The sequence below is a fragment of the Streptomyces sp. NPDC058877 genome (genome assembly GCF_042742855.1).
Lineage (GTDB): Bacteria > Actinomycetota > Actinomycetes > Streptomycetales > Streptomycetaceae > Streptomyces.
Map to the genome: position 1 here is coordinate 26,296 of NZ_JBHYMF010000015.1, position 22,061 is coordinate 48,356.

The window sequence follows — 22,061 nt, forward strand, 5'->3', positions numbered from 1 at the left end:
CCTGACCTGCCGAAACATTGTTAAAGACTGCGTTAACGAAGGGGGCATTTTCCTTGCGGGCGGTCGTTTTGACGAGAAACGAGTGCGCCGCGCATAGGGGGTGTCCGCCCCTGTTGACGAGGGTGGCGGATTTACGATCTTGAGCACGGGAAACGCAGGATTATCAATCTATTACCGAACGTAACGGAGTTCGTCGTTCTCCCACGGCGTGACGCTCTCGGTAACCGTTCGACTGCGCACCGGCACGGCCTCCCGCCCTCCGGGCGGCGAACGGACGGGCGGGCCGTCATCACCCTCCCGGGGTTCCGGGCCACGGAGCGCCTCCCGGTGGGCGACGCCGCGCTCAGCGGTCCGGCGCCGTGTCCGGTCGCGCGTACGTCCGCCCCTTCCACGCCGCACCCCGCCCCCGGTAGTGCCGCACGGCCGAGTCCACCGTCATCAAGAGGTAGAGGAAGGCGGTGAACGGCAGCAGGGGAGCGAGCCACGGGGGCTGTCGGTAGTAGCGGAGCATCGGCAGGTACGTCCCCGTCATCACCGCCCAAGCGGTGCCGCCGGCCCACGCGGCCACCGCGTCCCCGTCCCGCGCCCCGACCACCAGTGCCGTCGGCGGAACCAGATAGACGAGCACGAGCCCCGCCACCGTCCCCGCGAGGAGCAGCGGACTGTGCCGCAGCTGCGCGTACGCGCTCCGCGCGACCATGCGCCACAACTCGCCGAGCCCCGGATAGGGGCGCACGCTGTCGACCCCTTCGGCGAGCCCCAACCAGATGCGGCCCCCGCTCCGCCGCACCGCCCGGGCCAGGGACACGTCGTCGATCACCGCCTGCCTGATCGCCTCCGGCACCTCCGCCGTCACCGCGGTCTCCGTGCGCAGCAGCACGCAGCCGCCTGCGGCTGCCGTCGCCCGGGGGCGGGCCCGGTTGATCCAGCGGAAGGGGTACAACTGGGCGAAGAAATAGACGAACGCCGGCACCACCAGGCGCTCCCACGGGCTCCCCACCCGAAGCCGCGCCATCTGCGACACCAGGTCCAGGTCGTTGTCCACGGCCGCCGCCACCAGGCGTCGAAGCCCGTCCGGCGCGTGCGCGATGTCCGCGTCCGTCAGCAGCAGGAACTCGGGTCCGCGCGTGCGTGCCAGCGCCATGCCGTGCCGCAGCGCCCACAGCTTGCCCGTCCAGCCGGACTCCGGCTCCCCCGGGGAGACCACGGTCAGCGGCAGCCCGCCGCACCGGCCCGCCAACTCCGTCGCGAGCCTCCCCGTCCCGTCCGTGCTCCCGTCGTCGACGAGGAACACCTCCGCGACCCCCGGATAGTCCTGTGCGAGCAGCGACGGCAGGCTCGACGGCAGCACCGCGGCCTCGTCCCGCGCCGGCACGACGACGGCCACCCGTGGCCACCGGGTCGGCTGTGGGCCCCGCTGCGGTGGCAGCCGTTGGTCGGTGCGCCAGAAGAAGCCCTGGCCGAGCAGCAGCCAGACCCAGGCGGCCAGGGAGACGATCGAGGACCAGGCGAGGGCGCTCATTCGCGGCAGTCTGCCCCAGAACGAGGGGGATGCGCGGCTCATCGGCTAGGGTGACCGGGTGAAGATCGCGCTCATGGACTCCGGAATCGGCCTCCTCCCGGCCGCAGCCGCGGTGCGCCGGCTCCGGCCGGACGCGGATCTGCTCCTCTCGAACGACCCCGACGGCATGCCGTGGGGCCCCCGCACTCCCGAGGACCTCACCGCGCGCGCGCTCACCGTCGCCCTCGCCGCGGCCGAGCACCGGCCGCAGGCGCTCATCGTGGCCTGCAACACCGCCACCGTGCACGCCCTGCCGGCATTGCGCGCCGCCCTCGAACCGGGCATCCCCGTCATCGGCACCGTGCCCGCGATCAAGCCGGCCGCCGCGGCCGGCGGCAAGGTCGCCATCTGGGCCACGCCGGCCACGACCGGCAGCGCCTACCAGCACGCGCTCATCCGTGACTTCGCCGGCGACGCCGAGGTCACGGAGGTGCCCTGCCCCGGGCTCGCCGACGCCGTGGAGCACGCCGACCCGGAAGCCGTGGACGCCGCCATCACCGCAGCCGCGGAGCTCACCCCGCCCGACGTCCGGGCCGTCGTCCTCGGCTGCACCCATTACGAACTGGTCGAGGACCGCATCCTCGCCGCCTTGGCGGTGCACGACAGGGACGGGCTCCCGCCGATCGTCTTCCACGGCTCCGCCGAGGCCGTCGCCGCACAAGCCCTGCGTCGCATCGGTGCCCGGCCCGCCCCCGGCGCGGACCCGGTCGGCACCCTCTCCGTCCTGCTCAGCGGCCGTCCCGGGGCGCTTCCCGCCACCGCCCTCGGCTATGCCGAGGGCCACTCCCTGGCCCCCACCGCAGCCGCCCTCTGACACTGCGGGGACGGACCGGGGCCTCCCCCCCTCTCTTGTTCCGTCGCGTGTTGCGGGCGGGCACTTCCGGACCCTCACGGACGATCACCGAGCGACTGCGTTCCGCCGCGCTGGGGCGCCCGATCCTGGGTACGCTCGCGTTATGAGGCAGCATCCCGGAAAGCGCAACCGCGACGAGCGGACGCCCGCCGTCTGGACCGGGCGCGCCACCAACCGCTTCCAGTGGCTGGCGGCGGTCGCCGGCGCCGCCTGCATGGCCCTCGGCATCACCCTCGCGGTCGAGTCGCCGTGGACCTCGGGCATCGCCCCCCTGCTGATGGCGGTGATCGGCTGCGTCGTCGCGGGGCTGCTCGTCCTCTTCGGCACCCTCGCCTTCGTCCACGTGGCCGTGAAGGTCGACGACCGGGCCATGGAGGTCCGGTGCGGTCACATCGGCGTGCCGCGCCGCCGCATTCCGCTCTCCCACGTCGTCGGCGCCGACTTCGCACCGAGGGTCACCCCGCGCCAGTGGGGCGGCTGGGGCTACCGATGGCGGCCCGGGAAGGGCACGGCGGTGGTGGTCCGACGGGGCGAGGGCCTCGTCCTGCGCCTGGGAGACGGACGGCGCTTCACGGTCACCGTCGACGACGCCGAGTCCGCGGTCCGGGTCATCCGCGACCGGCTCCGCCCCCCGACGCCTCCGGTCCCGCCCGCGCCGACCGGTGCGTGACCACCCCCGTCGAGTCATCCCGCCGGCTGCCGATCCGGGCGTCCGCACCGGTCACCCGGGGCGTGCGCCGGGCCGTACCGATCTCTCGGCGGACAGGGACGCCCCGTAGACTCCGCCAGGTGAGCGCCACCACCACCCCCGTCGACGTGCCCGGCCCCGACACCGCACCCACGCCGGCCTCCCGGCTGCGGCGGATCGTGCGGCCCGCCGCGGCCCTGCTGTCCGGATCCCTGCTCTACCTGAGCTTCCCGCCGCGCCCCCTGTGGTGGCTGGCGCTGCCCGCCTTCGCACTGCTCGGCTGGACCCTGCGAGGCCGTCGCCTCCGCGCCGGATTCGGCCTCGGTTACCTCGCCGGGCTCGGCTTCCTGCTGCCGCTCCTGGTGTGGACGGGGGAGGAGGTCGGCCCCGGGCCGTGGCTCGCCCTCGCCGCGGTCGAGGCACTCTTCGTCGCCGTCGCGGGCCTCGGCATCACGGCCGTCTCCCGCCTCCCGTGGTGGCCCTTCTTCGCCGCCGGAGCATGGATCCTCGCGGAGGGGGCACGCGCTCGCGTGCCCTTCGGCGGATTCCCCTGGGGCAAGATCGCCTTCGGGCAGGCGGACGGGGTCTTCCTGCCGCTCGCCGCCGTCGGCGGCACCCCGGTGCTCGGCTTCGCCGTCGCCCTCTGCGGTTTCGGACTGTACGAGGCGTACCGGCAGGTCCGCGCCCACCGGACCGGTGGTTCCCTCCGGCGCGACTCCCTCGCCGCCGTGCTGGCCGTGCTCGTCCCGGTCACCGGTGCCTTCGCGGCGCTGCCCCTCGTCGACGACTCGCCCGAGGACGGCACCGCCACCGTCGCCGCGGTCCAGGGCAACGTGCCCCGCCTCGGCCTCGACTTCAACGCCCAGCGCCGGGCGGTGCTCGACAACCACGCCGCCCGCACCCGCGAGCTCGCCCGGGCCGTGCAGGAAGGCCGGGAGCCGCAGCCCGACTTCGTGCTCTGGCCGGAGAACTCCTCCGACATCGACCCGTACGCGAACGCCGACGCCACCGACGTCATCGACGGCGCCGTCCGGGCCATCGGCGTGCCCACCGTGATCGGTGCCGTCATCGCCCCCGAGACCGGCAAGCTCCGCAACACCCTGATCCAGTGGGAGCCGGATCGGGGCCCCGTCGCCACCTACGACAAGCGCCACGTCCAGCCCTTCGGCGAGTACATCCCGATGCGGTCCTTCGTGCGGATCTTCAACAGCAACGTCGACCGGGTGGCCCGCGACTTCGGCGCCGGCACGAAGGTCGGCGTCTTCGACCTCGCGGGCACCAAGGTCGGCCTCGCCACCTGCTACGAGGCCGCCTTCGACTGGGCCGTGCGCGACACCGTCACCCACGGAGCCCAACTGATCTCCGTCCCCAGCAACAACGCCACCTTCGGCCGCAGCGAGATGACCTACCAGCAGCTCGCGATGAGCCGGGTCCGCGCGGTCGAGCACAGCCGGTCGGTCGTCGTGCCCGTCACCAGCGGGGTCAGCGCGGTCATCCGACCCGACGGCCGGGTGGTGGCGCAGACCGAGATGTTCACGCCGGACGTCCTGGTCGAGAAGGTCCCGCTGCGCTCCTCGCAGACCCCCGCCACCCGGCTCGGCACCCTGCCCGAGGCCCTGCTCATGGCGCTTGCCGCGGCCGGTCTCGGTTGGGCGGCCATCCGCGCCCGCCGGAACCGGACGGCCTGAGGCGGTTGTGAGCGGGCCCCCGGGGCCGTCCCTGTGGTGCCTCCGGTCCCGCCCCGCGGGTGATCTAGGGTCGGGGCATGGGTACTCCTGATTTCATCCGGGAACTGCGCAGGACAGCCGGTCACCAGCTGCTCTTCCTGCCCGGTGTCAGCGCGATCGTGTTCGACGACCGGGGCCGGGTGCTGCTCGGCAAGCGTGCCGACAACGGACTGTGGGCGATCATCGGGGGCATCGTCGAACCGGGGGAGCAGCCCGCCGACTGTGCGGTGCGGGAGGTGTTCGAGGAGACCGCCGTGCGCTGCGTGCCCGAGCGGATCGTGCTCGTGGAGACCCTGAGCAGGCCCGTCGTCTACCCGAACGGCGACACCTGCCAGTACGTGGACGTCTCGTTCCGCTGCCGGGCCGTGGGGGGAGAGGCACGGGTCAACGACGAGGAGTCGACCGAGGTCGGCTGGTTCGACGTGAACGAGCTGCCGGAGATGAAGCGCTTCTCGTACTTCCGGATCGAGAAGGCGCTCGCCGACGAACCCACATGGTTCCACCCCACAGAGCAGAACTGAACAGTAGTTCCCGCACACATGGGTGGGGGAGTCGTCCCTTCATAGGGTGCGGAGCATGAACGCCCCCACCACCGCGTCCGGCACGGTACCCGGCACCAGGTCCGCCTCCCCCCTGCCACGACCCGTCGGGTTCGTCCCCGACCTCACCGGACGCACCGCGCTCGTCACCGGTGCGGCCGGTGGCATCGGACGCGCCTGCGCCCTGCGGCTCGCAGCTGCCGGGGCCCGGGTCATCGCGGTCGACCGTGCCGCCGACGGCCTGGACGCCTTGGCGGAGGAAGCCGGAGCCCTGCCCGGAAGCCTCTTCCCCCGGCTGCTCGACCTGACCGATCTGGACGCGGCGGAGCAGGCCGCCGCCGGTACCGACATCCTCGTCAACAACGCCGGGATCCAGTTGGTCCGCCCCATCGAGGACTTCCCGCCGGACGTCTTCCACACCGTGCTCACCGTGATGCTGGAGGCGCCCTTCCGGCTCATCCGGGGCGCCCTGCCCCACATGTACGGGCAGGGGTGGGGGCGGATCGTGAACCTCTCGTCCGTCCACGGGCTGCGTGCCTCCGCCTTCAAGTCCGCCTACGTGGCGGCCAAGCACGGTCTGGAGGGCCTCTCCAAGACCGCGGCCCTCGAAGGCGCCCCGCACGGCGTCACCTCGAACTGCGTCAGCCCCGGCTACGTCCGCACCCCGCTCGTCGAACGGCAGATCGCCGACCAGGCCGCCGCCCACGGCATTCCGCCGGAGCAGGTCGCCGCCGAGGTCCTGCTCAAGGACTCCGCGATCAAGCGGCTCATCGAACCGGAGGAGGTCGCCGAGGCCGTGCTCTACCTCTGCAGCCCCCAAGCGTCCTTCGTCACGGGCACCTCCTTCACCCTCGACGGAGGTTGGACCGCCCATTGAGCGCACCCCTGGTGAAGCCCGTCCACAGGGGTGGTGCGACCATGCGTACGGCAGGTATCCCTGTGTCCATGTCCCACGCACACGTCTCCTATCTGGAACTCCTCGCCCGGGGAGCCGCGACGGAGGCCTATGACCGCCCGGTGCTGCTCGCCCGTGCGAGCGGCGCCGACCCCGAGACGCTGACCGAGCTTGAAGAGGCCAAGCAGCTCGCGCTGCGGGTCCGGGCCGAACTGGAGGGCCGACGGCGTCGGGAGGCGGAGCTCTCCGCGCTCTTCGCCACGGCCCACGACCTCGCCGGTCTCCGCGACCTCGACGCGGTGCTGCGCGCCATCGTGCAGCGGGCCCGCTCGCTGCTCGGCACCGAGGTCGCCTACCTCAGCCTCAACGACCCGACCGCGGGCGACACCTACATGCGGGTCACCGAGGGGTCGGTGTCCGCCCGCTTCCAGCAGCTCAGGTTGGGCATGGGCGAGGGACTGGGCGGCCTCGTCGCCCAAACCGCCCGCCCGTACGTCACCGACGACTACTTCGACGACGAGCGCTTCCAACACACCCGGACCATCGACACGGCCGTACGGGACGAGGGCCTCGTCGCGATCCTCGGCGTGCCGCTGAGCCTCGGCAGCCAGGTCATCGGCGTCCTCTTCGCGGCCGACCGCAGGGCCAGGGTCTTCGAGCGCGAGCAGGTCGCGCTGCTCGGTTCCTTCGCCGCCCATGCCGCAGTCGCCATCGACACCGCCAACCTGCTCGCCGAGACCCGCTCGGCCCTCACCGAACTGGAGCGGGCCAACGACATCATCCGCGAGCACAGCGCCTTCATCGAACGCGCCTCCGAGGTCCACGACCGGCTCTCCGAACTGGTCCTGCACGGCGGCGGGGTGCACGACGTGGCCGAGGCCGTCTCCGAGGTCCTCGGCGGGACCGTCGAGTTCACCGAAGCGGGTGCCGGCACCGCCCACCGGGTCGGCGGCCACGCCGTTCGCGAGGGCGACGACTGGGTGGCGTCCGTCTCCGCGGGCGGGGAGACCCTGGGAGCCCTCGTCCTGCACGGTCAACCCCGGCTCGACCCCGTCGACCAGCGCACCCTGGAACGGGCCGCCCTGGTCACGTCGCTGCTGCTGCTCGCCCGCCGTTCGGCGGGCGAGGCCGAGCAGCGGGTGCGGGGGGAACTCCTCGACGACCTCCTGGACGCCCCGGACCGGGACCGTCGGCTCCTGCGCGAGCGGGCCGCCCGCCTCCGCACCGACAGCGAGGCCCCGCACGTCGTCCTCGCCGCCCGCATCGACCGGGCCGCCGAGGACGGCGCCGCCGACGCCGGTCGTCGCGAGAGCGTCGACCGACAGCACCTGTGGTCGGCCGCCTCGCACCTGGCAGCCACCCGCCACGGGCTGGCCTCGGCCCGCGACGGCGGTACGGTCCTGCTGCTGCCGCTCGGTCCCGGCGAGAGCGCGGCCGACCTCGCGCGACAGACCGCCAGGAGCCTCGGCGGCAGCCTGCGCGAGCCGGTCACCGTCGGCGCCTCCGCCCCCGTCCGAGCACCCCTCGACCATCCGGACCGGGTGGCCTTCGCCTACGGAGAGGCCCGCCGCTGCCTCGACGCGCTCGTCCTCCTGCGCCGCTCGGGCCAGGGCGCCGCTGCCGAGGACCTCGGCTTCCTCGGCCTGCTGCTCGCCGACGGCCGGGACGTCGACGGCTTCGTGGGACGGACGATCGGTCAGGTCATCGACTACGACCGGCGCCGCGGCACCGACCTGGTCCGGACCCTGGACGCCTACTTCGCCAGTGGTATGAGCCCGGCCCGCACCAAGGACGAACTCCACGTCCACGTCAACACGGTGGCCCAACGGCTGGAACGCGTCGCCCGACTGCTCGGCCCCGACTGGCAGTCCCCGTCACGAGCCCTGGAGATCCAGCTCGCCCTGCGGCTGTACGCCCTCGCGGACGTGGTCGCCGGTACGTGACGCCCGAGGCTCCGGCGGCGGGTTCCGGGTCCGTCGCCGAACGGTTCGGGAGCCCCCGGGGCGGGGCGCAGGGGCGCACACGGCCCTTGCCCGAGACGCGGGAGGGCCGATCGGTGCCGCACCGCTGTCGGGTGCGGACCGGGCGACCGGGCCGGGCCGAGGAGATCGGCCGTGGCACCGACGAGTGGTGGAACGCCCGGGCCGGTGGCTCGCCCTTGGCGTCAGGGACCTCCGTCCATCCCCGGGGGCGGGGCGGACGGAGCGTTGAGCAGGAGGGTGAGGACCAACCCCAGCAGGGCGATGACGGTGAGGACGGCCACCGCCACGACACGGGGATCGCGGCGTGGGGACGCCCGTGTGGACGCGGAGGAGCCCGGCGTCTTGGGGAACTGCTCGTTCAGCGCTTCGATCAGCGCGGCCAGCGCGGGGTCGTCGTTGAGCAGACCGCGCTCGATCTCGCGGAGGATTCGTTGCTCACCGGTGGGGTGACTCATGGTGACCGCCGTGGCGCAGAGGAGGACGAGGGGGCTGGCGCGCGTCCGACGCGCCCTTGCTCCTTCCAGTCTGCGCGCTCGGCCCCGTGATCACAGGGGGAAGCCGGGTCGGTCCGCGACGGGCCCGGTGTCGGCGCGCCGGCGCTCCCCGTTCCCGGCAGCGCCGCGCCGGTGATCCAGGACCGGGGCAGGAGCGCTGATCGCCCCCGAGGCCGGTGGCTCCCAGGGTCTCCCACCATGAGCGCCTCCCGCTTTGTGTGGACCGGCCCCATGCCCTGCCACCGGCCCGCCCCCTTACCGTGTGCGGACCCGGCGCCGGCGCGGCACCGGGAGGACGCGCCGGAGGCGTGCGACGGGGGAGGTCCGGACATGACCGAATCACCGAGTGCGGGGCGCCGGTGGCTGCTGCGTGCGGCCCGGGCCGTGGCGGTGGCGGGGGTCGTCGCGGCGGCCGTCACGGCGGCACCCGGCAACGCGAGCGCCACGGCCGCACCGCCCCCGTACCTCACCCTGGAGGCGAGCTACGGGGCCGGGACGGTCACCAACGGCTGGGAGCGCGTCGAACGCTACGCCGACGGCACCGACGGCTTCCGCACCGAGGGCTTCCCCGCAGACGGCCGCGGCGATCAGGACGGCAAGCGCGTCACCTACTTCGGCGGCGTCTCCCGGCCCTCCTCGGGCCGCTTCCTCCTCTACTCGGCCCCCGGTTGGAACAGCGGCAGCCGCACCACCCCCGTCCTCCTCGTGCACGGCGCGAACGACACCGCGGACCGTGCCTGGGCCAACCCCGGGGAATCGGGTGGCTACGGCTGCGGTGCCGCCTCCTGCCCGTCCACCGGGCTCATGCAGTTCCTCGCCGCACGCGGCCACCGGGTCTTCGCCGTCGGCTTCGCGCACAAGCAGGGGGACAACCTCATGCAGGCGCAGATCGTGGGCGACGCCATCGCCGTCATCAAGGCGAAGCTCGGCGTCGACGCGGTGGACCTGGTCGGTTGGAGCAAGGGCGAGATGTCGACCCGCGCGTACGTGTCGTCCGTGAAACCGAGTTGGGGACGGGCGTACGCCGGTGACGTCCGTCGGCTGGTCACCCTCGGAGGCCCGAACGGCGGCTACGACTACCCCTACGCCCACGGTTGGGCCCACGACTTCTCCATCTGGCCGGAGTGCGGAGGCACCGTCAACGCACCCTCCCCGCACTCCCACATGACCTGCTACGGCCTTTACACCGCGCACCCCGAGTACTCGATGACCCCCTCCGGCGGTCAGGACAACTACCCCGGACAACGCCAGATGCTGGCCCGCTGGGACGGACAGTACGGAGTCGACGGCGCCGCCCAGGACTGGTACACGACCTACTACGGGGGCCAGGGCTTCTTCACCGCCGGCAGCGGCATCCAGGCCGCCATCGACGCCGGCTCGCTCATCACGCCCCTGCACCGCGCCGGCGTTCCCGCCTCCGTGCCCACCTACCTCCTGGCCGGCGGATCCGCGGACGTCCTCGGCATCTTCAACGAGAACCGCGGACCCAGCGACGGCGTCGTCTTCGTCTCCAGCGCCCTGGACACCACCGGCATCGCCACGGTCGGCGGCAAGGCCACCATCACGACCGCCAACCACCTCGAACTGGGCTGGCACGCCTCGGCCGTCGCCCAGGTAGCCGCCTGGCTCTCCTGAACGACCCGCGACAGGAACCCGAACCGCACCGAGGACCCACCATGACCACGCTCCGCACCCGCCGTGTCCCCACCAGCCGGCTCACCCAACAGATCACCGAAGCACGATCCGAGGGCGAACCCGTCCTCTTCGTCCACGGCAACGTGTCCTCCTCCGTCTTCTGGCACACCACCCTCACCGCGCTGCCCGATCGCTACCGTCCGCTCGCCGTCGACCTGCGCGGCTTCGGCGGCACCGACCCCCGGCCCGTCGACGCCACCCGGGGCCTGCGCGACTACGCCGACGACCTCGCCGCACTGCTCGCGGCCCTCCACATCGAACGGGCACACCTGGTCGGCTGGTCCATGGGCGGCGGCGTGGCCCTGCAGTACCTCCGCGACCGCCCCGCCGCAGTCCGCTCCCTCACCCTGGTCAACCCGGTCTCCCCGTACGGCTTCGGAGGCACCCACGGAGCGGACGGGGTCCTCAACTCCGCGGACGGCGCCGGGTCGGGCGGAGGCACGGCCAATCCGGAGTTCGTCCGGCTCCTCGCCCGGGGCGACCGCGGCGAGGACTCCCCGCTTTCCCCGCGTTCCGTCCTGGCGAACTGCTACGTCAAGCCGCCGTTGCGCCCCGAGCACGAGGACGCGTACGTTGAGTCGATGCTCACCACGCGCACCGGTGACGACCACTATCCCGGCGACAGCACGACGTCGACCGCCTGGCCCGGCATCGCCCCCGGTACCCGCGGCGTGCTCAACTGCCTTTCCCCGACCCGCTTCCGCATCGACGACCTGCACCGGATCGACCCGAAGCCGCCGGTCTGCTGGATCCGGGGCGAAGACGACGTCATCGTCTCGGACGCCTCGATGTTCGACCTCGCCCACCTGGGGGCGGCCGGTGCGGTACCGGGCTGGGACGGCACCCCGGCGCAACCCATGGTGGCGCAGACCCGCCGGGTCCTGGACCGCTACGCAGCGGCGGGCGGCACGGTGCGCGAGGTGGTCGTGCCCGATGCCGGGCACGCGGTCCACCTCGAACGCCCCGAGGAGTTCGGCGGGGCACTGCTCGGAGCCCTGTCGGCATGACGGTGTGCAGCACCCGACAGGGCGAGGTCCGCGGCGGTACCCCGGTCGACGGGGTGACCCGCTTCCTCGGCATCCCGTACGCCGCTCCGCCCTTCGGCCCCCGACGGTTCCGCGCACCGCTCCCGCCCGCGTCCTGGACCGGCGTGCGGGACGCGACCGCCCACGGACCGACGGCGCCGCACGCCCCCTACGCCCCGCCCTTCGACGTCCTCGTCCCCGACCACGAGGTGCCGGGGGAGGACTGCCTGAACCTCAACGTGTGGACCCCGGCCCCGGAACCCGGTGCCGGGCTCCCCGTCATGGTGTGGCTGCACGGAGGGGCCTTCTCGCACGGGTCCGGCTCGGCGTCCGCGTACGACGGAACCGCCTTCGCCCGCGACGGGATCGTGTGCGTCACGCTCAACTACCGCCTGGGCGTCGACGGCTTCCTCCGGCTTCCCGGCCGTCCCGACAACCGTGGGCTGCTCGACCAGATCGCGGCCCTCCGCTGGGTCCGCGACAACATCGCGGCCTTCGGCGGCGACCCGGACCGGGTCACGCTGTTCGGCGAGTCGGCGGGGGCCATGAGCATCGGCGCACTGCTGGCCACCGGCGCGGCCCGGGGCCTGTTCCACCGGGCGATCCTGCAGAGCGGAGCCTGCCACCACTTCCTGCGCCCCCCGTCGGCGGCGCGGGTGGCGGCCCGCCTGGCGGAGCGATGGGGCATCGAAGCGACCCCGGAGGCCTTCGCGGCCGTTCCCCTGGCGGAACTCCTTCCGGCCCAGGTGGAACTGCGCGCGGAGCTGAACGCCGACCCGGTCCCGGCCCGGTGGGGCGAGGCAGCGCTCAACATGATGCCCTTCGAGCCGGTCCTCCCGGGCCTCGCCCTCCCCGGTCCGGAGTGCGGGGTCGACCTCCTGATCGGTAGCAACCGGGAGGAGTTCCGCCTGTTCCTGGCCCCGACGGGGCGCCTCGACGCCTTGCCGGAATCCTCGCTGCGCGCCCTGACCGCGGCCTACGGCCTCGATCCCGACGAAGCCCTTCCCGTCTACCGGGCCGCTCGCCCCACGGCCACACCGGGCGAACTCCTCGACGCGGTGGCGACCGACTGGTTCTACCGTATCCCTGCCGTCCGCCTCGCCGAGTCCGTCCCCGGTTCCCACCTGTACGAGTTCGCCTGGCGTTCCCCGGGGTGCGGCGGAACCCTCGGCGCCTGCCACGCCCTGGAACTCCCCTTCGTCTTCGACCGGCTCCACGACCCGTCGTACGCACCGATGCTCGGCGACCGTCCGCCCCAGGCCCTCGCCGACGCCGTGCACGGGGCGTGGGTCTCCTTCGCGAAGACGGGCAGCCCCGGCTGGCCGGCGTACGACCGGACGACCCGTACGACGAGGACCTTCACGGTCGGGCCCGAGGCCGCCACGGCCGACGATCCCCGTGCGCGGGAACGGCTGCTCTGGGAGGGCGTGCGCTGAGGCACATCCGGTGAGGGGCCTCCCGGCAGGCACGCACCGGAAACGGGAGCCCCGTGTGACGTCCGGGGCGAACCGTGGTGAGTTCGGGAAGGCCCCGTCACCGAACGGTGAAGCACGCGCGCCAACCTGGTTCCCACCTCAGCGCGGTCCGTGCGCTGCCAGCAGGGGGAGAAGGACCATGAGCACCATCCGCAGAGCCGCCGTCCTCGTCGCCGCGTCCGCACTGGCCCTGACCGCCTGCGGGCCCTCCGAGGACGAGGCCGGGGGCGGGATCGACCTGCCCGCCACGCCCCCCACCGCCGCCACGCCCGCGAGGCCGACGACGCCTCCCGAGCCGACGACGCCCGCCTCGCCGACCACCGGTCCGGAGCGCGCCCTCTTCCCCTGCAGCACCCATGACCTGAGGTTCACCGCCAGCCTGGCCGAACCCACGACCAGCAGCTACCTGCTGAGGATCACCAACAAGACCGGCACGTCCTGCCGCGTGCTCGGCCACCCCGTCGTGACCTTCGGCGATCTGGACGGCCAGGCCACCGAGCGCGGCACCGCCCCCGGCATCGAGGACGCCCTCGTGCTCGCTCCGGGACGATCCGCCTACGCCGGGCTCATGGGCGGCCCGAGGGACGCCCACAGCAGGACGGTCTCCTCGATCGCGATGACCATGAACACCGAGTCCGACCTGCGGCAGGTGCCGCTCACGGCATCGACGCCCGGCCTGAACGTCTCCGACGCCAACTCGGTCACCGCATGGATGGACGACGTCGAGGACGCGCTGAGCGAGTGACCGGCCGTTCCGTCGCCCCTGCCGAAGGCGGTCACCCCTGCCGCGCACAGCGCTGTCCACGTGCAGCAGGGGTGACCGCCGGTCCTGGGGGCCGCCGTCAGGCGGCCGGTGGGGCTCCGGGCCCGTCGGCCCGGAGGTCGGCGAGCAGCTCGGCCTGTCCCGCGAGCACGCCGGAGAGGATCGACCTCGCCACCGCGAGCAGTTCGACGACCTGGGGGCTCGCCAGCGAGTAGTACACGGCCGACCCCTCACGTCGCGCGACGACCAGGTTCGCCCGCCGCAACACGGCGAGCTGCTGCGACAGGTGTGCGGGCTCGACCGCCACTTCGGCCAACATTTCCGAGACCGCGTGGTCCCGCTCGCTCAACAGCTCCAGGACGCGGATGCGCACGGGGTGTCCGAGCGTCTTGAAGAACTCCGCCTTCAATTGGTACAGCGGTGCGCTCACCCCGCCCACCACCCGAGCCCCGGGGAGCTCCCGGAAGGCCGCCATCGGGTCTGCTTCGTGCATCGTGTCCACCTAGAGCGTGTTGCCATGGGGACCATCCTCGCGCCTTTGCGTCGGTCGGTCAGTTCCGATGGGTTCCGGGGGCACCGTGAGGGCGTGCCGCGCGGCGGTACCGGCCAGCACGCCGGTGCCCCGGAGGTGGGCGCGGGCGCCGTCGATCGCCTCCGGTGTGGTGGAGAACTCCCGTCCGTGCAGGCGCAGCAGGTCGAGCGCCCCCACCGAGTCGAGGGCCCGGCGCTGTCCCGGACGGATCCCGGAGGCGATGACGGTGATGCCGCGCCGGTTGAGCTTCTCCACGGCGTCCTTGAGGACGAGGGCGCCGGTGGCGTCGACGGTGGTGATCCGGGACATCCGCAGGACGACCACGCGAACGTCCGCCACCTCGGCCAGTTCCAGGAGGAAGCGGTGGGCGGCGGCGAAGAAGAGGGGGCCGTCGATCCGGTACGCCACGATGTGCTCCGCCAGGAGGGCGCGTTCCTCCTGACCGTGTTCACCCGGCAGGTCCGCCTCGAAGCCCACCTCCGCCAGGCGGGCCTGCTTGGCCACGGCGCGCAGGGCGAGCGCCCCGGCGACCACGGCGGTGGCGAGACCCGCTTCGGCGCCGAGTCCGGAGGAAACGCCGAAGCCGAGTGCGAGCGGTAGTGCGACGATGGCGACGGTCAGTCCGGCCAGCAGGTCCCGGCGCGGGTTGCGGGCCATGGCGGTGAAGTCGGCACGCACGGGCAGGAGCGACCGCAGCGGGGTCAGGGCGCTTTTCACCGGGTCGGCGCCCCGGTGGCCCGGAGTTCGACGAGGAGCTCGTTGCGTTCCGTCAGCACTTCGGTGAGGATGCGCCGGGCGGCCTGCAGGAGTTGGGCGACGTCGCCACCGGCCAGCCGGTAGACGACGGTCCCCCCGTCCCGGGTCGACGTCACGATCCCCGAGCGCCGCAGCACCGCCAGCTGTTGGGAGAGCGCGGGCGGTTCGACTTCGACGGCGGCGAGCAGGTCCCGTACGGGCAGGGGGCCCTCCTGCAGCAGTTCGAGGACGCGGATGCGGACCGGGTGGCCCAGCATCCGGAAGAAATCTGCCTTGGCCTGGTACAGCGGAACCGTCACGCGCCAGCGCCCTCCTCGTGGCCCCGCGTCCGCGGGGCGTCGTCCGGTGCTGTGCCCGCGGCTACCTACGGGCACAGCGGAACCATGATGTAACAAATTGCAGAATTATGCAATTCATAGATCCAATAGATCCCTGTCGTGGTTGCGGACGCTGCCCCCGAGGGGGCCGTTCGGCCCCTACTGCCGCGCCCGCCGTTGGCGTTCACTCCTGGTGGACCTCCGGCCCACCGACGCTCCGGTCCCCGGGCCGGAGGTCCACCAGCAGTTCTCGCGCGAAAGGCACGCACATGGGTGGTCAGGCCGCACCGGATCCGGGACACGTCGTCGTCGTGGGGGGAGGCATAGCCGGTCTGGCGGCAGCTCACCGGCTCGTCGGAGCCGGTGTCCGGGTGACGCTCCTGGAGGCGTCCGGACGGCTCGGAGGGAAACTGCGGACGGGGGAGATCGCGGGCGTGCCCGTGGACCTCGGCGCGGAGGCCCTGTTCGCACCGCGCCCCGCGGCGGTCGACCTGGCGCGGGCGGTCGGACTCGGGGAATGCCTGGAACCGGCCGTGACGACCTCCGCGAGCCTGTGGAGCCGCGGCGCGCTCCACGTCATGCCCCGCGGCCACGTCATGGGCGTTCCGGGGGACGCGACGGCACTGAAGGGCCTGATCTCCCCCGAGGGCATCGCCCGCATGGCGGGGGAACGGACCCTGCCCCGCACCGCCGTCCCGGACGACGTCCCCATCGGTGGGTACGTGGCCGAGCGGTACGGCAAGGAGGTCGTCGACCGCTTGCTGGAACCCCTGCTGGACGGCGTGTACGCCGGCGACGCCCACCGCATCTCGATGCGTGCGGCGGCACCGGCCCTCTTCGAGGCCGTGCGGCGGCACGACTCGCTCCTCGACGCCGTTGCCTCCCTCCGGCGCGCCCCCACCGCTGCGACGTCCGACGGTCCGCTCTTCATGGGCATCACCGGAGGCATCGGTCGGCTCCCGGGTGCGGTCGCCGATGCGGTACGGGTCCGCGGCGGTCAGATCCTCCTCGACGCCCCGGTCCTCTCCCTGGCCCGCACCGAAGACGGCTGGCAGGTCCGCACGCCCGGCCGCTTCTTCGCCGCGGACGGGGTGGTCATCGCCACACCCGCCTGGTCCGCCGCCGACCTCCTGGAGGGCGAGGCCCCGGCCGCCGCGGCCGAACTGTCCCGGATCGAGTACGCCTCGCCCGCGCTCGTGACGATGGCGTTCCGCCGCGCCGACCTGCCCGTCCTGCCGGGCGGCAGCGGCTTCCTCGTGCCTCCGGTCGAAGGCCTCACGATCAAGGCGACCACCCTGCTCACGCACAAGTGGCGCTGGCTCCGGGAGACGGCGACGGGACTCTTCGTCCTGCGCGTCTCCATCGGACGGCACGGAGACGAACAGGCTCTCTACCTGGACGACGCCGAACTCGTCGAAGCGGCCCGGCAGGACCTGGGCACCGTCCTGGGACTCACCGCCGCGCCTGCGGCGACCAGGGTGAGCCGATGGCACGACGGGCTGCCCCAGTACGCGGTCGGCCACACGGCCCGGGTCGAGCGGGTGAGGGACGCCGTCGCGAAGCTGCCGGGAATGCGACTGTGCGGGGCGGCGTACGACGGGGTCGGCATCGCCCAGTGCGTGGCGAGCGGTCAGCGAGCGGCCGACGGGCTGCTGGACGCCGCCTGACGGCGAGGACGCACGGAAGACGCTCCGGGCCCCCACCGGGCCCGGAGCGTTCGCACGGGCAGGGGCGTTCAGTCGCCGGGGGCGAGCCGGATGCCGGTGACCAGGTCGGGACGGATCCGGATGACCCGGTCCAAGTGCTGGTCGGTCCAGGGGTGGAGCATCGCCTTGTAGCGGGCCGCCTCCTGCGGGTCCGTCACCACCGTGCAGTAGCCGGTCACCACGACGCTCCAGCCGAGACGGGTGACGAGGTCGATCTCGTCGGCCTCGTACGCGACGACCACCCCGCAGGCGCCGGCCTCCCGGGTGCGCGTGGTGAGCGCGGCTTCCTCGTGGGTGCGGACGATGATCTCACCGGCATCCACGAGGTGGTGGACGGGGCGGATCGCGGGCAGCGCGTGCCGAGTGAAGACGATCCGGCCGAGGGGGGTGCGGGAGAGGAGCCGTAGGGCCTCGCCGGGGTCCAGCTCGACGATGCGTCGCCGCGGGACCGCGCCGGCTTCGCTCGACGGCTCCTTCACGTCGTGGACTGCCTCGTCGTACACGGTGCCTTCCCGGGGGGTCGGTGGTGTCGCGGCCGTCGGTCACCCGGTCGGCGCGGGACGGGGCGGACGGCCCCGGTGTCCCTCAGTACAGGGCACGCGGCCGCGGCCTGGAAGGGCCGTTCGGCCCCTGTCGACCCGGCGAGCAGGCCCGCTTCACTGAACCCCGGCCCGATCGGACCGGAACGAACCGGTCGGTCACGGAGCCACGGACGTGCGCCCGGAGGGCGAGGAAGCGAGGCGAATCGATGATCGCGGCGGTGGGGCATGCCGACTTGCCCCCGGACACGCTGGAGGTCGTGGAGCGCGAACTGCGCGTGCGCCTGGAGCGTCTCGGGGACACGGCGCCCGGCCTGGTGCGGGCCGGATCCGGGCTGGCAGCCGCCTTCGGACGCGCCGTGAGGGCTTCGGGCCGGCGGCTCGTCGTCCTCCTGCCCGCACGGCAGGCGCTTCCCGCGGCACTGCCGCCGCCCTCCCTCGGGCCGGCCCGGGAAGTGACGGCCCTTGCCGAGGAGGTGCGCCTGCTCCCCTACGACCCGGGCGACCGCGACGCCTGCATCAGCGCCGACGAGAAGCTGATCACCCAGTGCGGGCGGCTCCTGGCGGTGTGGGACGGCTCGCCGTCCAACGGGGTCGACGCCACGGCGCACATGGTCGCCTATGCGCGGGCGCGGGGCGTGCCGGTGGAGGTGGTGTGGCCGGCGGATGCGTCCCGTGCGGCCGTCGCCCCGATGCCGGGCCGCGCGGGCGCACGACGCGGAGCGAACCGGCCCGGAGCGCTGCGGGGGACCTTTCCCGGCCGTACGGCGCACCGCAACGCCACCGTTCCCCGGCCCGCCCGCCAAGAGGGGGGCCTCCGGTGATCGGAGCCCGGCGCGAAGCCGGCACCGCCCCCCGACGGACCGCTCCGGCCGATGGTGCGGTCGGAGCCGGTCGCGGCTTCGGGTGGATCCTGCTCGTCACCGGGGCGCTCGGCGCCCTCGCCTCGTTCGTGCTCACGCTCGACGGGTTCCTTCTGCTCCAGGACCCCGGGTTCCAACCGGTCTGCAACCTCGGTCCGGTGCTCTCCTGCACGGACGTGATGCGCAGCGAGCAGGCCTCCTCCTTCGGTTTCCCCCCTCCCATGCTCGGCCTCGTCGGGTACGCCGTCGTCATCGCGGTCGGGGCCGGCGTGCTCGCCGGTGCCCGCTACCGCCCCTGGTTCTGGCGCGCGCTCCATCTCGGGACGCTGCTCGGCGTGGGCTTCTGCATGTGGCTCATGACCCGGGCCCTGTACGAGATCGGTGCGCTGTGCCTGTGGTGCTGTCTGGCCTGGGCGACGACGATCGTCATGTTCTGGTACACGACGGTGCACAACCTTGCCCATGGCATCGTGCGCGCACCGAGGGTGCTGGTCGCGGGGGTGGCCGAATTCCACTGGGTGGTACCGGCGGTGTGGTGCGCGAGCGTGCTCCTGCTGGTCGTCACCCGCTTCTGGGACTACGGACGGGGGACGGTGTGAGCCGGCAGGGCCAGCCCGCGGGGGACGGGCCGCTGCGGCCCGGGAGTGCCCGCCGGGGACCCGGGGGACGGCCGGGTCGCAACGGGGGCGGCACCCCGGGTCGCAGCGGCGAGTCGACCACGTGCCGCCCCCGGCCCGCCAGGGCCGAACGACCCTGCCCGACCAGGGCCCTTCGGCTCCCGGGAGCCGGTGCCATACTGACGCCCGTTCCGCAGGCGGCCGGGCTTCGGCGCGGTCGCGAAGCCGCCGTCGTGGCGGCCGTGTTGTCCCTGCCCAGGAGTACCCGGTGAAGCCCCCTCTCTTTTCTCCGATCGCCCGTGCGGCGCTCATCGCCCGTTCGCCCCGCACGTCGGCGGCATCCCGCGGGCGCGTCGACGCACGTGAGTCCCGAGGAGGTGCTCCGTGCTGACCGACGGTCACTCCACCGCCCCGTCGGCCACACCGGTGCGGGTCTTCCTGCTCGACGACCACGAGGTCGTCCGTCGGGGCGTGCGCGACCTGCTCGAAGCCGAGCCCGACATCGTGGTGGTCGGCGAGGCCGCCGATGCCCGCGAGGCGCTCGCCCGCATTCCCGCGACGCGACCGGACGTCGCCGTGCTGGACGTCCGCCTCGGCGGTGCGACCGGCGGTGACCACGAGAGGGTCGAGGTGTGCCGGGAACTCCGGGCCCAGATGCCGGAACTGGCCTGCCTGATGCTGACGTCCTTCGACGACGACGAGGCCCTGTTCGACGCCATCATGGCCGGCGCTGCCGGTTACGTGCTGAAGCAGATCGGCGGCTCCGACCTCGTCGCCGCCGTCCGTACGGTGGCGACGGGCAGGTCGCTCCTCGACCCCCGGATGACGAGCCGCGTGATGGACCGGATACGGGGCCCCGAGCCGGTGCCCGAGACGCCCGCACCCGGCGAGCTCGACCGGCTCTCGCCCCGTGAGCTGGAGATCCTCGACCTCATCGGCCTGGGTCTCACCAACCGACAGATCGGCGAGCGCTTGTTCCTCGCCGAGAAGACGGTGAAGAACCGGGTGTCGTCGATCCTCGGCAAGCTGGGAGTGGGGCGGCGGATCCAGGCGGCGATGATCGCCGAACGGCTCAGGGAGCCGCAGCAGGGGAATCCCCCGTGACGCAGGGGGCCCTCCCCGCCGAGGCGCGACGCGCTCCGTCGACGGACAGGGGAGCGCTCCAGACGATCCGCGTGCCGCCCTCCGGGGGCGCTTCCAGCCGGAACGCGCCCCGGCACTGCGCGGCACGCGAGCCCATGTTGAGCAGTCCGCCGGTCGGGGTGACCGTCCCGAGCCCGATGCCGTCGTCGGTGATCGTCAGCACGAGGTGATCGGCCGGGTCCGGGACCGAGAGCAGCACGTCGGACCGTCCCGCACGGGCGTGCCGGGCCGTATTGCTCAGGGCCTCCGCCGTCACCGCCAGGACGTGCTCGGCGAGCGCCTCGTGGACACCGGTGTCGACCGGCCCCAGGATGCGCAACGACGGTGTGAAGCCCATGTGCTGAGAGGCCAGGCGAATCGTTTCGGCCATGCGGCGGCGCAGCCCGTTCCCGGTGCGGTCGTCATCGCTCGTCCGCAGTTGGAGGATCGTCGAGCGAATGATCTGGATGGTGGTGTCGAGGTCGTCCACGGCACGGGCGACCCGCTCCGCGGCTCCGGGATGCTCGATGACCCGCGTGGCGCTCTGCAGCGTCATGCCCGTCGCGAACAGCCGCTGAATGGCGACGTCGTGCAGGTCACGGGCGATGCGGTCGCGGTCGTGCAGGACGGCCAGTTCCTCGGACTCGGCCCGCCGCCCGGCGAGTTCGAGGGCGATCGCCGCTTGGTCCGCGAAACCGCTGATCAGCAGGGTCTCGGCGGCGTCGAAGCCCTGTCGCCCGGCCCTCCGGCTCAACCGCAGGGCTCCGCAGACGGAGTCGTCCACGGGGAGCGGCACGGCCACCACGGGACCGTGCTCCTCCCCGACCCTTCCCTCGCCGAGCGACAGGGCGCGGGGGTCGGTGCGCACGTCCGTCGTGACGACCGGTCCGCGGACGCTCGCCGCGAGGCCCGCGAGCGAGCCGGACGCCGGCAGAACGGCGCCACGGACCCGCTCGGCGGCGTCGCCGTGCGCCACGCGCACGGTCAGGTCCCCTGCCGGTACGGCCGGCAGCAGCACCGCGGCGAGATCGGCGTCGGCCACCTCCATGGCCCGCTGGGCGATCAGGCGCAGCACCTCGTCGGTGTCGGTGCCCGCGAGCAGGGCCCGGGTGATCTCGCCCAGCGCTTCGAGCCGGTGCTCCCGGCGCCGGCTGTCGTGGTACAGGCGGGCGTTGTCGATGGCGACGCCCGCCGCCGTGGACAGCGTCGTGAGCACCGCCTCGTCATCGGCGTCGAAGACGCCGCCACCCCGTTTCTCGGTCAGGTAGATGTTGCCGAAGACCTGGTCCCGCACCCGGATCGGTGCGCCCAGGAACGTGCGCATCGGCGGATGGTGCGGGGGGAAGCCGAAACTGCTGGGGTGACGGGTGAGATCGGTGAGTCTCAGCGGTATCGGATTGCCGATGAGCTCGCCGAGGATGCCGTGGCCGCAGGGCGCGGGACCGATCCGCGCCACCAGCTCCTCGGCCATGCCCACCGGTAGGAACTGGGAGAGCTTCTGCCGGTCGTCGATGACGCCGAGCGCCCCGTACTCGGCGTCGGTGAGGCTGACGGCCGCCTCCACGATGCTCCTCAGCACCTGCGGGAGTTCGAGGTCCCGACCGAGGTCCAGCACGGCGGCGAGCAGGCCGTGCATCCGGTCCGGCACGTCGATGCGGGGCCAGGGCTGGCGCGCGTGCGGCGTGGTGTCAGACATGCGTGCTGTCGGCTCTCGTGAGGGAGGGGTCCGTCCGGAACGGGCGTGTTCCCGGCAGCGTACGTGCGCGAAGGAGCCGGGGGTGAGGGCCGTTCGGCCCTGCGCCCCGGTGAGCGGGAGGACTGTTCGGCTCTATCGGGCCCCGGGCACCCTCCGACGATCATGTGTCGGCGGCCGGGAAGCGGCTCCGGACATCCCCCGTGTGAGGACGCTTCC

General features: G+C 73.2%; 19 protein-coding genes and 2 pseudogenes. 14 read left to right on the forward strand and 7 right to left on the reverse strand.

From position 1 onward, the window contains the following. Window positions 1–343 precede the first annotated feature (343 nt). The gene (locus ACFW2Y_RS05955) at window positions 344–1,522 is read right to left on the reverse strand and encodes a glycosyltransferase (protein WP_384874136.1); all 1,179 of its coding nucleotides are present in this window, start codon (window positions 1,520–1,522) and stop codon (window positions 344–346) included. A gap of 58 nt (window positions 1,523–1,580) precedes the next feature. Between ACFW2Y_RS05955 and ACFW2Y_RS05960 the strand changes: the two genes are divergently transcribed. The 6 genes from ACFW2Y_RS05960 (at window position 1,581) to ACFW2Y_RS05985 (ending at window position 8,206) form a co-directional block, all read left to right on the forward strand. Next, entirely contained in the window at window positions 1,581–2,375 is a 795-nt protein-coding gene (locus ACFW2Y_RS05960) for a glutamate racemase (RefSeq protein ID WP_384874139.1), read from the forward strand. 142 nt (window positions 2,376–2,517) lie between these two features. Next, window positions 2,518–3,084, forward strand: coding sequence for a hypothetical protein (locus ACFW2Y_RS05965; protein WP_384874142.1), 567 nt, complete (start codon window positions 2,518–2,520; stop codon window positions 3,082–3,084). 119 nt (window positions 3,085–3,203) lie between these two features. Further along, window positions 3,204–4,790, forward strand: coding sequence for an apolipoprotein N-acyltransferase (gene lnt / locus ACFW2Y_RS05970; RefSeq protein ID WP_384874145.1), 1,587 nt, complete (start codon window positions 3,204–3,206; stop codon window positions 4,788–4,790). 77 nt (window positions 4,791–4,867) lie between these two features. Then, window positions 4,868–5,350, forward strand: coding sequence for an NUDIX domain-containing protein (locus tag ACFW2Y_RS05975; protein WP_384874147.1), 483 nt, complete (start codon window positions 4,868–4,870; stop codon window positions 5,348–5,350). Window positions 5,351–5,405: 55 nt separating this feature from the next. Further along, a complete protein-coding gene (locus ACFW2Y_RS05980) occupies window positions 5,406–6,245 on the forward strand; it encodes a 3-hydroxybutyrate dehydrogenase (RefSeq protein WP_384874150.1) in 840 nt (279 codons plus the stop codon). A 68-nt stretch (window positions 6,246–6,313) separates the two neighbouring features. After that, on the forward strand, window positions 6,314–8,206 hold the full coding sequence (locus ACFW2Y_RS05985; protein WP_384874153.1) for a helix-turn-helix domain-containing protein: 1,893 nt from the start codon (window positions 6,314–6,316) through the stop codon (window positions 8,204–8,206). A gap of 221 nt (window positions 8,207–8,427) precedes the next feature. On the opposite strand, the gene ACFW2Y_RS05990 is transcribed toward ACFW2Y_RS05985, so the two are convergent. Beyond that, window positions 8,428–8,700 carry a DUF3040 domain-containing protein gene (locus ACFW2Y_RS05990; protein WP_384874155.1) on the reverse strand — a complete coding sequence of 91 codons (273 nt, stop codon included), beginning with the start codon at window positions 8,698–8,700 and terminating at the stop codon, window positions 8,428–8,430. A 369-nt stretch (window positions 8,701–9,069) separates the two neighbouring features. Here ACFW2Y_RS05990 and ACFW2Y_RS05995 point away from each other — a divergent pair, with 369 nt between their 5' ends. The 4 genes from ACFW2Y_RS05995 (at window position 9,070) to ACFW2Y_RS06010 (ending at window position 13,679) form a co-directional block, all read left to right on the forward strand. After that, window positions 9,070–10,374, forward strand: coding sequence for an esterase/lipase family protein (locus tag ACFW2Y_RS05995; protein ID WP_384874157.1), 1,305 nt, complete (start codon window positions 9,070–9,072; stop codon window positions 10,372–10,374). Between the two features lie 41 nt (window positions 10,375–10,415). Beyond that, window positions 10,416–11,441 (forward strand): alpha/beta fold hydrolase, encoded by a 1,026-nt coding sequence (locus tag ACFW2Y_RS06000; protein ID WP_384874159.1) that lies wholly within the window; start codon window positions 10,416–10,418, stop codon window positions 11,439–11,441. Then, the gene (locus ACFW2Y_RS06005; RefSeq protein ID WP_384874162.1) at window positions 11,438–12,895 is read left to right on the forward strand and encodes a carboxylesterase/lipase family protein; all 1,458 of its coding nucleotides are present in this window, start codon (window positions 11,438–11,440) and stop codon (window positions 12,893–12,895) included. Before ACFW2Y_RS06000 ends, ACFW2Y_RS06005 begins: the two co-directional genes overlap by 4 nt. Window positions 12,896–13,073: 178 nt before the next feature. Continuing rightward, window positions 13,074–13,679 (forward strand): DUF4232 domain-containing protein, encoded by a 606-nt coding sequence (locus ACFW2Y_RS06010; RefSeq protein WP_384874165.1) that lies wholly within the window; start codon window positions 13,074–13,076, stop codon window positions 13,677–13,679. A gap of 97 nt (window positions 13,680–13,776) precedes the next feature. Here the strand turns inward: ACFW2Y_RS06010 and ACFW2Y_RS06015 are convergent, their stop codons facing one another. From ACFW2Y_RS06015 to ACFW2Y_RS06025, 3 genes and pseudogenes are all read right to left on the reverse strand, one after another. Next, entirely contained in the window at window positions 13,777–14,127 is a 351-nt protein-coding gene (locus tag ACFW2Y_RS06015) for an ArsR/SmtB family transcription factor (protein WP_384874221.1), read from the reverse strand. Window positions 14,128–14,199: 72 nt separating this feature from the next. Beyond that, window positions 14,200–14,889 (reverse strand): annotated as a pseudogene (locus ACFW2Y_RS06020) (STAS domain-containing protein); the annotation flags it as partial. Window positions 14,890–14,942: 53 nt separating this feature from the next. Continuing rightward, window positions 14,943–15,284 carry an ArsR/SmtB family transcription factor gene (locus ACFW2Y_RS06025; protein ID WP_384874168.1) on the reverse strand — a complete coding sequence of 114 codons (342 nt, stop codon included), beginning with the start codon at window positions 15,282–15,284 and terminating at the stop codon, window positions 14,943–14,945. Between the two features lie 230 nt (window positions 15,285–15,514). Between ACFW2Y_RS06025 and hemG the strand changes: the two are divergent. Then, a pseudogene (hemG, locus tag ACFW2Y_RS06030) lies at window positions 15,515–16,969 on the forward strand (protoporphyrinogen oxidase); the annotation flags it as partial. A gap of 68 nt (window positions 16,970–17,037) precedes the next feature. On the opposite strand, the gene ACFW2Y_RS06035 reads toward hemG, so the two are convergent. Then, window positions 17,038–17,487, reverse strand: a complete 450-nt coding sequence (locus ACFW2Y_RS06035; protein WP_384874224.1) for a pyridoxamine 5'-phosphate oxidase family protein — start codon at window positions 17,485–17,487, stop codon at window positions 17,038–17,040. A gap of 281 nt (window positions 17,488–17,768) precedes the next feature. Between ACFW2Y_RS06035 and ACFW2Y_RS06040 the strand changes: the two genes are divergently transcribed. The 3 genes from ACFW2Y_RS06040 (at window position 17,769) to ACFW2Y_RS06050 (ending at window position 20,131) form a co-directional block, all read left to right on the forward strand. Beyond that, window positions 17,769–18,371, forward strand: coding sequence for a hypothetical protein (locus ACFW2Y_RS06040; RefSeq protein WP_384874170.1), 603 nt, complete (start codon window positions 17,769–17,771; stop codon window positions 18,369–18,371). Beyond that, complete coding sequence (locus ACFW2Y_RS06045) at window positions 18,368–19,009, forward strand: vitamin K epoxide reductase family protein (protein ID WP_384874173.1); 642 nt, start codon at window positions 18,368–18,370, stop codon at window positions 19,007–19,009. Before ACFW2Y_RS06040 ends, ACFW2Y_RS06045 begins: the two co-directional genes overlap by 4 nt. Window positions 19,010–19,414: 405 nt before the next feature. Further along, window positions 19,415–20,131 (forward strand): response regulator, encoded by a 717-nt coding sequence (locus ACFW2Y_RS06050; RefSeq protein WP_384874227.1) that lies wholly within the window; start codon window positions 19,415–19,417, stop codon window positions 20,129–20,131. Here ACFW2Y_RS06050 and ACFW2Y_RS06055 read toward each other — a convergent pair. Next, a complete protein-coding gene (locus tag ACFW2Y_RS06055; protein ID WP_384874176.1) occupies window positions 20,100–21,845 on the reverse strand; it encodes a GAF domain-containing protein in 1,746 nt (581 codons plus the stop codon). The two genes, ACFW2Y_RS06050 and ACFW2Y_RS06055, sit on opposite strands and share 32 nt — an antisense overlap. Between the last annotated feature and the right edge of the window lie 216 nt (window positions 21,846–22,061).